10 protein-coding genes are annotated in these 10,090 nt (G+C 62.5%); 3 read left to right on the top strand and 7 right to left on the bottom strand.

The genetic code is table 11. The features are described 5' to 3' along the window. Window positions 1–278 precede the first annotated feature (278 nt). On the top strand, window positions 279–641 hold the full coding sequence (locus SFU85_06330) for an exosortase system-associated protein, TIGR04073 family (protein MDX6766390.1): 363 nt from the start codon (window positions 279–281) through the stop codon (window positions 639–641). Between the two features lie 66 nt (window positions 642–707). Beyond that, window positions 708–1,775, top strand: coding sequence for a TRAM domain-containing protein (locus SFU85_06325; protein MDX6766389.1), 1,068 nt, complete (start codon window positions 708–710; stop codon window positions 1,773–1,775). A gap of 173 nt (window positions 1,776–1,948) precedes the next feature. Here the strand turns inward: SFU85_06325 and SFU85_06320 are convergent, their stop codons facing one another. The 5 genes from SFU85_06320 to SFU85_06300 all read right to left on the bottom strand — a co-directional run bounded on the left by SFU85_06320 (window position 1,949) and on the right by SFU85_06300 (window position 4,831). Next, window positions 1,949–3,061 (bottom strand): glycosyltransferase, encoded by a 1,113-nt coding sequence (locus SFU85_06320; GenBank protein ID MDX6766388.1) that lies wholly within the window; start codon window positions 3,059–3,061, stop codon window positions 1,949–1,951. 65 nt (window positions 3,062–3,126) lie between these two features. After that, window positions 3,127–3,510 carry a hypothetical protein gene (locus SFU85_06315; protein MDX6766387.1) on the bottom strand — a complete coding sequence of 128 codons (384 nt, stop codon included), beginning with the start codon at window positions 3,508–3,510 and terminating at the stop codon, window positions 3,127–3,129. Between the two features lie 51 nt (window positions 3,511–3,561). Beyond that, window positions 3,562–4,026, bottom strand: coding sequence for a hypothetical protein (locus SFU85_06310; protein MDX6766386.1), 465 nt, complete (start codon window positions 4,024–4,026; stop codon window positions 3,562–3,564). A gap of 6 nt (window positions 4,027–4,032) precedes the next feature. Continuing rightward, a complete protein-coding gene (locus SFU85_06305; protein MDX6766385.1) occupies window positions 4,033–4,623 on the bottom strand; it encodes a hypothetical protein in 591 nt (196 codons plus the stop codon). Between the two features lie 4 nt (window positions 4,624–4,627). Next, window positions 4,628–4,831 carry a DUF2892 domain-containing protein gene (locus tag SFU85_06300; protein MDX6766384.1) on the bottom strand — a complete coding sequence of 68 codons (204 nt, stop codon included), beginning with the start codon at window positions 4,829–4,831 and terminating at the stop codon, window positions 4,628–4,630. A 61-nt stretch (window positions 4,832–4,892) separates the two neighbouring features. On the opposite strand from SFU85_06300, the gene SFU85_06295 reads away from it, so the two are divergent. Next, entirely contained in the window at window positions 4,893–6,182 is a 1,290-nt protein-coding gene (locus SFU85_06295; protein MDX6766383.1) for an ABC transporter substrate-binding protein, read from the top strand. Here the strand turns inward: SFU85_06295 and SFU85_06290 are convergent. Together SFU85_06290 and SFU85_06285 are read right to left on the bottom strand one after the other, a co-directional pair. Next, window positions 6,145–8,559, bottom strand: coding sequence for an ATP-binding protein (locus SFU85_06290; GenBank protein MDX6766382.1), 2,415 nt, complete (start codon window positions 8,557–8,559; stop codon window positions 6,145–6,147). The two genes, SFU85_06295 and SFU85_06290, sit on opposite strands and share 38 nt — an antisense overlap. Further along, on the bottom strand, window positions 8,556–9,923 hold the full coding sequence (locus tag SFU85_06285) for a replication-associated recombination protein A (protein MDX6766381.1): 1,368 nt from the start codon (window positions 9,921–9,923) through the stop codon (window positions 8,556–8,558). Before SFU85_06285 ends, SFU85_06290 begins: the two co-directional genes overlap by 4 nt. Window positions 9,924–10,090: the final 167 nt, after the last annotated feature.

The following is a 10,090-nucleotide window of genomic DNA, read 5'->3' as shown; positions in this document are numbered from 1 at the left end:
CCGGGCTGGGGCCAAAAAGCCGCCCCGCTTCGTTGCTCGTCGGTCACGGGTATATTTCATACCTGCTCCCTTCTCGCGCCTCGCCGGACGGCTTATTGACCCCCAGCGCGGGTCACGCGGGTTATCCGGATAGGCTCTAAGACACAAAGAACGAAAGGGGCAGCCCTTGTACGCTTCCCAGTATTCACCAAGGACCAAGGACAACGGACTACGGACAGCATCTCCCAACCTTTTCGTACTTGCCCAGTTACAGCAAAAAGCGTAAAAATGCCTTTCTTATGAAAAAGATCGCCCTCGTTGCCGCCTTTCTGGCCACGCTGACCTTGGCCCACGCCGACCTCAGCATGCCCAAGCAACCCAATTTCTATGACAAGGCCGGTCGCGGTCTGGCCAACGTCATTCTCGCCCCGGCGCACCTCTTCGATTCTCCCTACAGCCTCCTCCAAGATGAAGGCCCCACGGTCTCCGTGACCAAGGGTTTTGCCCAAGGCACCAGCCGCATGGTCATGGACATGGGCCACGGGATCTACGAACTCCTCACCGCGCCCTTCCCCCCTTACGAGTCACTCAAACTTCCCGCCTACGACAGCGGCCAACAGAATCCCTACCCGCCTGCCGACCTGATCGACAATTGGTATTGATCCTGGCCTTCTTTCCCAAAAACCCGCCCCTGCCCGGGCGGGTTTTTTTATTCCCAACCCCTCCCCATGTCGCAGATTGTCGAACTGGAAATCACCGCCCTGGCCTTCGGCGGGGAGGGTATCGCGCGCCATGAGGGACAGGTCGTCTTCATCCCCTTCACCGCCCCGGGCGACCGGGTGCGGGCGAAAATCACCCAGAAACATAAAAAATTCCTTAGGGCCGAGCCCTTGGAATTCCTCCTGCGCGGTCCGGGTCGGGAAATCCCGCCCTGCCCCTATTTTGGCACCTGCGGCGGCTGCCAATACCAACACCTGGAATACGACACCGAATTGTACTGGAAGACCCGCCAGCTCCGCGACGCCCTGGAACGCATCGCCCGCCTCCCCGGCCTCCCGATCGACCCCATCGTGCGTTCGCCCGAAGCCTACGGCTACCGCAACCGCATCACCCTCCATCTGGCCGATGATAAGATCGGCTTCCGTGATCTCGGCGGGCGGGCCGTGGTGGACGTGAAGGAATGCCTCTTGGCCGATCCCGAGGTCAACGGGGAGTTGTGGAAGATCCGCCAAAGCCCCCCGCCGCGCGACCGTTGGACCATTCGCTCCAGTGGAGTGGAAGGCCACGCTTTCTACCAGGCCAACCGCTTCCTTCTCGAGGCCCTGAGGACCACTGTTTCCACCCAGCTGCCGCCCGCCCCGGTGCTGATCGAGGGCTATGCCGGGGTCGGCTTCTTCACCGAGCAGGTGGCCGGGCGCTACCAACGCGTGGTCATGATCGAAAACGACGCCCGTGCCGCTTCCGTCGCGGAAGCCAAGAACCTGCCCCACACCACGGTCCTGACCGGTCGTTGTGAGGACTGGTTCCAACACGCTTGGAACACCGCCCGGGGGGAGGAAGGTGCGGTCTGCCTGGTCGACCCGCCCCGGGAGGGACTGGAAGAATCCATGACCCGCATCCTGCTTGAGCTGCCCTTCCGGCGGATCGCCTACCTTTCCTGCAATCCGGCCACCCTGGCCCGCGATCTCGGCCGCCTTTCATCACGCTGGCAACCTGTGAAATTGACCCCCTTCGACCTCTTCCCAAGGACGGCGCACATCGAGTGCCTGGCCGTTCTCGACCCGGCGGGCGCCTGAGGCAGTTGCTTTACCGCGAAGAGCGCGAAGTTTGCAAAGGTATACGGATTCGAGAGCGTTTTGCGTTCAATCTGCTACTCGTTCTCATTCTCGTGCTCTCTGAATGAGAGAACGAGCACGAGAGCGAGTAAGAGAAACGATATAAATCCGCTGCTGAATAAGCGAAAATCGCCCTAAAGACCGGCGCGACGGATCAGATCCTCGGCGATGCGCAGGGCGGCGTCGGGACGATGGCGCTGGAGGATGTTGGCCCGCCAGCGCTTCAAGCCGGCCCCGCCGTTTTCCAGGGCCGCTCCCAGGGCCCGGACCAATTCATCGGGATCCGGTTGCAGCGTGCCGCAGTCGTGGTCGCGGACCAGAAACCAGTTCCCCTCCTCCTGACCCGGCACCACTTGGTTGAGGATGAGCGGACAACCCGCGGCCAGGGCCTCCTGGACAGTGGCCCCGCCCGCCTTGGTGATGACCACATGGTGGGTCATCATCAACTGCGGCATCTGGTCGGTCCAGCCGATGAATTGCACCCGTGACTCCTGGCCCCGGGTCAAACGGGACAGCTTATCGCGGAGTTTTTCGTCGCGACCCACTGCCAGGGTCAGGTCGATGGAGGAAAATTCCAGCAGTCGGCGGACAATCTGCGGGGCATGGGCTTTACCGGAATTGAGGATGTAAAGCACCTTGGTCCGTCCGGCATCGAGCGGCGGAGGTTCGAGACGGTGTTCCGGCAGGGCCAGGGCCAGTTGGACCGGAAATCCCGCCGCTGCCACCGCGGACGGAGGCAATCCTTTGTCCACCACCACACGCGCGGTGTCATCGTTTGGCACATAGTAGACGTCGCTACGACCCTTGGTCCAAAGCGAGTTGATGGAAATGGAGTCGGTCACCACTGTCCCCTGCACGTAGGGATAGGGACGGGCATCCCCGTGGATGCGCGCGAGGGTGAAATTGTAAGCCGGGAAAGTGGAACAGATGACCGAGGGCCGTTCCCGCTCAAGTTTGGCCGCCAGCCAACGTTCCATCCGGGCCGCCAGCCACTGAGTCGAGGGCACCAGCGGAGTCCGGTCCATCAGCCAGTAGATGCACCGCCAAAGATTCGGGGTGCGGTTGATCGCCGAGATGTAGAGACGGCGGATGAAGTCGTTGAATGAGCCGTAACACACGGCATAAGGGTCACAGACCTCCACCTGCAAGTCCGGCCGCAGGTGGGTAAAACCGGCGGCCAGGCAACGGGCGGCCGTGTTGTGGCCTTCGCCATACCCGGCGGTCAGGATCAGGATGCGAGCGCTCAAGTTGAACGTTCTAGCCGGTAGGCAGCCCCGTAGGCGAAAAGAATTTTCAGGCCAAACAACCCCGTTTAAAGGAGGCCCTCGGCTTCCAGTTGGTCCAGGCGACGTTCGTTGATCTGGTCGACCACCTCGACCAAACCGGGAAGTTCGGCCAGGATTTCCAGCGGCAGGGTGATTCCCTCATCGGGCATCCCGCTGGTTTCCACCACCCGTCGGTCCAGACTGAGGTAGGCCCAGGCAAAGGTCACCCCATTGAGCACACGGAACTGGAGGTGCTGCTCCCAGAGGATGTCGGCGGGACTTTTCAGGGAAAGGGTGGTGTTGCCCGCGTGATTCCCCGGACAAACCTGCTCCACTTGCAACCCGGCCCCCAACCACGACTCGACCAATCCAGCCACCCCTTCACGGTCAAAAGGCTCGTCAAAAAGACCGACATATCCTTGGGAAATCACCCCGCCAGCCTACCCATCAGCAGGGCTCCCGGCCAAACACGAAATACACCATCAACCCGGTCCCCAGATCCGCCGCGAAACCGCGTGGCGGAATGAAAAAAGCAGCCAAAAGACCAGAAAACACCCGGGGAGCAACACCCACCCGGCCCGCCCACCGGGAGGATCGAAGTCGACCACATCAGTCAGTCGCACGCCGCCACCCTCCTGTTCAAAAACATGTTGGTGGCGCCAAAATCCGAAAGGCGACGCAAGGGCGCGATCCACCACCCGGGCCCGTGGTTTCCCACCATGCGGAGGATCCAGTCGCTCCAAACGGACATGCCAGTGCTGCGGCACCCCCAGAAAACGGACCGTCAACCGGGCCTCGGACCCCACGACCGGAGGGCCCGACATTTCCAGACGGGAAAGACAAAATCCCGGGGGCTGCAGTCGGGTCAGATTGTGCGGATCGGTATGGAAAGTGTAGACCTCATCGATCGTCCCCCCCACCCGGGTGCTGGCCATGAACACCGGCATGAATGTTTACTCCAGTGACCGGGCCATGCGCCGGACCGAGTCGCCCCTCAGAAAAAACCAGGCCACATAGCCTGCATTGGCCACGGCCCAGACCAGCGCCACGCCCACCACCACGCGGGTCCAAGGCCCAGGCTGCCCGGCCCACAGGCGGTACAAAGAAACCGTGAAGACCCCCGCCCACAGAACGCACCAATGGAGGGTGTAAACGGAGAAAAAAGAAAAGGGACGGGAGGGCACAAAACCCGCCACTTTGGGGGCCGGCAGGGGATAAAAGTAATCCGATTCCAATTCAGACCCGCGCAACACCCGCTCCCCGAGGAGCCCATTGATCCGTCGCTCGAAAGCGGCGGCGTGCACACGGGCGAAGTCGCAGAAATGCAGATAGAAGGCGGCCTGCACGCCCGCCGTCACCACCACGAACGGCATAAGCCAAAGTCCGGCGCTGCCTCCGAAGACCCACAGCGCGGCCAGAAGAACAAAGACCAGGGTGATCCAGGAAAAGAACTTCTGATGGTAGGCGTATTGCATCGAACGCATGCGTTCCAGCTGCCGCAACGCGACCTCGCCCTCCAAACGCTCGCGTTCGATTGCTTCCATGTTTTCAGTACTGGGTCTTTATTCCACAGGCCCGAGCCGCACACCAGGCAAAGGCGGCTTCAAAGAGGGCGAAGAGACCCCCCAATGCGACCAGGACCGCCAGAATCGTGACCTGCCACTGGTGGAGGACGTAAGCCAACCCGAGCAAAGCCAAGCCCATCACGCCGCGCAGTACCCGGCCCTTCATTTCGATATTCGGCTTCAACATTCCTTCATGCTAACCCCGAAAATCTGCTGGGCAAGGCGGCAGCGAACGCTAGTCCTGTCTGATGCCGCAACTCTGGAGGTATCTGACCGCCCTGGTCTTGGGACTTAGTCTGGCTTCCTGCGGCAAAAAGACCCCTCCCACCGAGGCACCGTCCGGTAACCAGACCGCGGCAGAGCCCGCCGGGAATGCCACCGCTTCGGAAAGCGGATTCTTCCCAAAACTGCTTGCCCCCCACCCGGAGCATCCCCGCGAGGCCGAAAAACAGGTTTTTCATATTTACTACGATCTCGAAGGGATTCCCGAATCCTGGATCGAGGAATGGAAGGCGGGCCGGGACCTGAAGTGGGAACAACACGCCCTGCCCACGGACACCCGGGAATGGCCCAAAAATGCCGACCTGATCATCGCTCCTCCCGACCGTCTGGTCCATGCCCAGCTCAAGATGCTACCCGGTGAGCTGGCCGCATTGCGGGCCAACCCGGTCTTTCTCCACCACCCTTTCGATCCCGAACAGAAGTGGACCCGCCCTTGGCGCTGGACCCCCTGGGTGGTCATGCGGCACATCCCGTCCCCAGAGACCGCCGCCCCCGCGACCGGCACGGGTCCCGGTGAAATGCTCTGGCCCGATCGACCGGCCCTGCTCAGGTCCTGGTGGCTCAAGTCCCTCAACCGCTCGGCCAACCATGTTCCCAACAAAGCATTAGAAGAAAAATGGGCCGCCGAGCTGACCAACCGGAAGCCATCCCCAGAACCGGTGGACAAGGTCTGGGAAAAATTGTCCGCCGGCCAGGCCCCGTCCGCGCTGTTGCCCCTGGCTTGGAAACTGCGCCAACCCGCCGCACCGGCCGCGTGGAGCATTCCACCGACCGGCACCGTCATCCATTTCGACCAACTGGCCATGGGATCGGAGACCGACCAACCGGAGTTGGTCCGGGAGTGGATCGATTGGCTCACCGACCCCGCCCGACAAAAAGCACTTTTGGCCACCACCGGCTACTACCCCGTCCAAGTGCCCTTGGGCCGGGAAATTCCCGATCTCCCGGGACCGCCCTCCGCTTGGTGGGACCGTTCAGAATTCCTGGTCGGGGAATCCGCGCCAGCTGCCCCCGTAGTGGTAGTCCCCACCCCCGCAACCCCGGGAGCCTCGGAAACCCAAACCCCGACCCCGACCCCAACCCCAACCCCAACCGCAAACCCAACCCCTGCCCCAACCCCAACCGCAAACCCGACCCCTGCCCCAGCTCCTGTGCAGAGTGTCCCGGGAAACACCCCATCTCCTCCGCCGGCTGAATCCGGCAACAACACCTCCCCCGTCAGCCCTTCCCTTCCCGAAGCCTCCCCTGTTCACTGATTTCGGCCATTTTCCGCAACAACGTTTCCGGGCTGAAGGGCTTCATGACCACTCCGTCAATCCCGGGGATCTCCTCCGCCTCCAAGACAAAACCACTAGTGATGAGGATGGGAACGCCGGGCAACAACCGCCGCAATTCAATCACCAGTTCCCGCCCGTGGAGACCCGGCATGCTCCAATCCGTCACCACCCATCCGATCGAACCACCCTGCTCTTGCGCCAGGCGGACGGCTTCGCCCCCATCGGAGGCCTCCAGACAACGCATGCCCGCCTCGCCCAACGTGACCCGGAGGACGTCGCGGCACATGGGCTCGTCGTCCGCCACCAGAACCAGCGCCGGCTCAAGGCGGAGGGGCGCGGTTCCGGAAGCCAGGGCCGGATCGAGCGGGACCGGTTCTTTATCGTCGGCTGCCGGCAGGTAGAAGGTGAAGGAGGCCCCGTGTGGTTCGATGTTGCGGGCCAAAATGGCCCCCCGGTGTTGCTCCAAGATCCCCCGCGAGGTCGACAGGCCCAGGCCGGTCCCCTTGCCCGGTGGCTTGGTCGTGAAAAACGGATCGAAGAGGTGTTCGATATCTTTCTCGGCAATGCCCGAACCGCTGTCCTGGACCACACAAAAGACATGGCGCGACACCCCTTCATTCAAACGCTGCATCGTGGAACCGGTGGCGATGATGATCTTGCCGTCACCCCCGATGGCATCCTGGGCATTGATCAGCAGATTGAGAATGACCTGCTGGATCTGGGCTGAATCCATCATCACCGGTGGCAGCTTGGGATCCAGGGTCAGTATGAGGCGCACATCCTTGCGCAGGGCCGATTGCGCCAGAAAAACGGTTTTTTGCACCACCTCGTTGAGTGAAGCCCGGCGCAAATCCGGCGTCCCCTGCCGGGTGGCGCTGAGCAATTGCTCAACGATGCGCCCCCCGCGTTCGGTGGCTTCGATGATTTTATCCACCAGCTCCCGGTCCACAGAGGGGGTCTGCCCGCGCCCGGAAAAGATGCGGAGGTTGCCGGATATGATGTGTAGCAAATTGTTAAACTCATGCGCCACCCCGGCCGCCATCCTTCCCAGGGCCTGCATCTTGCCGGTTTCGATCAGGAGCCGGTCCTGCTCGCGGCGGGCAAAGGCCGCCCCGATCAGATCGGCCGCCAGCCGCAGGGTGTCGAGCAAACCGGGTTCCCATGACCGTTGTTCATCACCCTCCACCAGCGCGATGAACCCCACGAGGTTGGACTCGAAGAGGATCGGCACCGCCGCCAGGTTGGGGATTCCCTTCTCCCGCAGACACGCCCGCTCCGACGTGGACAACTGCTCCAGAGGACCGGTGACCGGTTGCAGGGATAGAAAACGCCCCCGCCAGCCCGACAGCTCGGAACGGTCCAGGTCGCTCCAGTCAAGGGTCGGTTCAGCCGCGCGGGCACCCAGCACCGCCAGTTTTTCCTCCGTGGGACCGGGACGGTTGAATTGGGGGGAGAGACAGGTGAAGGCATCACGCACATCCAGCACCTCCCGGATGCGCCGCATCAAGCCCGCAACTGCAGGTTCGATGTTCTTGTCCCTCACAATATCGTCAGCCGCCGCCGCCACCCCGGCCAGAATGGCATCCCGCTGGCCCAGTAGACCCAGAACCGCCAGCTTCTCCCCGATCGCCTCCTGCCTCTGAACGCTGCGACGCCGGACAAACAGGCTGAGCAGGGTGGAAAGGATGATCGCCATGGCGATGACGGTGGCGGCGATACGGTCCACCCGGAGAAATTTTTCCTGGATCTCCGGGGCATTGAAGACCAGCACCACCACCATCTTGCCCCCGCGGTCCTCCCCGGCACCCGGGATGAAGTGGAAGGAATACTCGGGCTCGGTCACCACCGGGGTGAAGAGCGGCAGGGCCGTTTTATGGAGGAACAGCCAATCGGAAAAAAAGGGGGAATCCGAAGTGGCGGCAATGGCAACCCAGTCACGGAATCGCTCCTCATCCAGCGGCAGCCGGCTTTTCACGCTGTCCTGCGAAGCCACCAGAATCCGCGCACCTTTGTCCGAGGTCTCCAAAACGGCCACCCCTAACAGTTGGCTGTCCCGGTTCACGATCCGGGTCAGGTGTTTTTCCAGCAGTTTCAGGGAGGAGCCGTCTCCGCCCCGCCCCTTGTTTGCCGGATCGGCTCCGAGATCGGAGGCCACCAACTCGCCCACACTCACGGTCTGGGCGTAAAGCCCGCCAAAAACCGTCTCCCGCAGGATGGTTTTGATGGTGCTGGTCAACAGCCAGAGCATCAGGGTTGAGGAGCAGGCAAAAATCGACCAGAATAGCAGCGCGTCCAACACCCCGGGCAGGGTGAACAGCCCGAAGGGACGCAGCAGGGTTCTGGTTTTGATTTTCATTCGGACCGTTCCCTGCCAGCGGACCGGGCCCGGCGGATTTCCCGCCAGCGCTCGAGCCGCTCGGCGATGGTCTTCTCATATCCGCGTCCGGTCGGGCGGTAGAAGGCTTTCTCCATCGGCATCATGGCCTCCGGCGCCACCGCGTCCGGGTGGTCGTGCGCGTAGAGATAACCCTTCCCATGCCCCAAGGATCCGGCCCCGCGGTAGTGGGCGTCCTTGAGCGCACCGGGAACAGCCACGGTGCGGTCCCGGGCCACCGCCTCCATGGCTTCACTGATGGCCAAGCAGGCGGCATTGCTCTTGGGCGCAGTAGCCAGATAGAGGGTGGTCTCGGCAAGCGGGATGCGGGCCTCGGGCAGGCCGATGAACTCCACCGCGTGCTGGCAGGCCGTGGCCAGGACCAGGGCCTGCGGGTCGGCCAGACCAATGTCTTCGGAGGCCAGGATCACCAGCCGGCGCGCGATGAACCGGACGTCCTCGCCCGCATGCAACATCTTGGCCAATAGATACACCGCCGCATCCGGCTCGCTCCCCCGGACGCATTTGATGAACCCCGAGATGGTGTCGTAGTGGCCGTCCCCATCGCGGTCGTAGACCACGGCCTTTTTCTGGATCGATTCCTCGGCCACGGCCAGCGTGACCCTGACGCATCCGGCTTCCACCGGGGTCGAGAGAACGGCAATCTCCAATGCCCCCATGGCCTTGCGCGCGTCGCCCTCGGAAACACGGGCCAGAAAATCCAGCGCTTGCTCCTCGACGGAAACCTCCAGTCCCGGGAACGCCCGCTCCCGGTCCGTCACCGTTCGCTCCAGCAGGGCCCGGATTTCCGCTTCGGTGTGCGGCCGGAATTCGAACAACTGCATCCGCGAAACCAACGCGGCATTGACGGAAAAAAAAGGATTCTGGGTGGTGGCACCAATGAGACGCAAGACCCCGTTCTCCACGTGGGGAAGGACCGCATCCTGCTGGGCCTTGTTGAAGCGGTGGATCTCATCGATCAGAAGCAGGGTATGGCGGGCCTCCTGGCGCCAGACCCGTTGGGCCTGCTCGACCGTGCGGCGCAGGTCGGCCACGGTGGCCTCCACGGCGTTCAGCGCCGTGAAATGACAACGGGTGGCCCGGGCGATGAGGTGGGCCAGAGAAGTCTTGCCCGTGCCGGGCGGGCCATGAAAAAGGACCGCGTGGATCCGGTCGGAGGTGATCAGTCGGTGCAGCAGTTTGCCGGGGGCGAGGATGTGGGATTGGCCGCAGAACTCCGAAAGATCGCGCGGCCTCATGCGTCGGGCCAGATTGTGGCGGGCGTCCGATACCCCCGGACTCTCTTCGTCCTGGCGGGACGGATGTTCGAATAAATCTGGTTCCACGGCTATGTACTGTACAGAACCGAGTAAAAAAATGAAAGGGTTGAGCCGTCTATTTGCGGATTGCCCGGGCGCGTTGTCATTCCGCCTTCTGAGGGCACGCAACGGACTCTGATCTGGACAGCCGGCCTGCCAATCAACAGTCTCACATACCAGTGAATGTTACTCCG

This window comes from Candidatus Methylacidiphilales bacterium, assembly GCA_033875315.1.
Classification (GTDB): Bacteria; Verrucomicrobiota; Verrucomicrobiia; order Methylacidiphilales; family CAZTYG01; genus JANRJG01.
The sequence above is the reverse complement of the archived record's forward strand: the minus strand, read 5'-3'. Positions and strand labels throughout refer to the sequence as shown.

Bases quoted from the DNA above. Each gene is read 5' to 3' on its own strand.
- SFU85_06330 (MDX6766390.1), top strand. From the start codon at position 279: ATGAAAAAGATCGCCCTCGTTGCCGCCTTTCTGGCCACGCTGACCTTG.
- SFU85_06325 (MDX6766389.1), top strand. From the start codon at position 708: ATGTCGCAGATTGTCGAACTGGAAATCACCGCCCTGGCCTTCGGCGGG.
- SFU85_06310 (MDX6766386.1), bottom strand. From the start codon at position 4,026: ATGCCGGTGTTCATGGCCAGCACCCGGGTGGGGGGGACGATCGATGAG.
- SFU85_06305 (MDX6766385.1), bottom strand. From the start codon at position 4,623: ATGGAAGCAATCGAACGCGAGCGTTTGGAGGGCGAGGTCGCGTTGCGG.
- SFU85_06300 (MDX6766384.1), bottom strand. From the start codon at position 4,831: ATGTTGAAGCCGAATATCGAAATGAAGGGCCGGGTACTGCGCGGCGTG.
- SFU85_06295 (MDX6766383.1), top strand. From the start codon at position 4,893: ATGCCGCAACTCTGGAGGTATCTGACCGCCCTGGTCTTGGGACTTAGT.
- SFU85_06290 (MDX6766382.1), bottom strand. From the start codon at position 8,559: ATGAAAATCAAAACCAGAACCCTGCTGCGTCCCTTCGGGCTGTTCACC.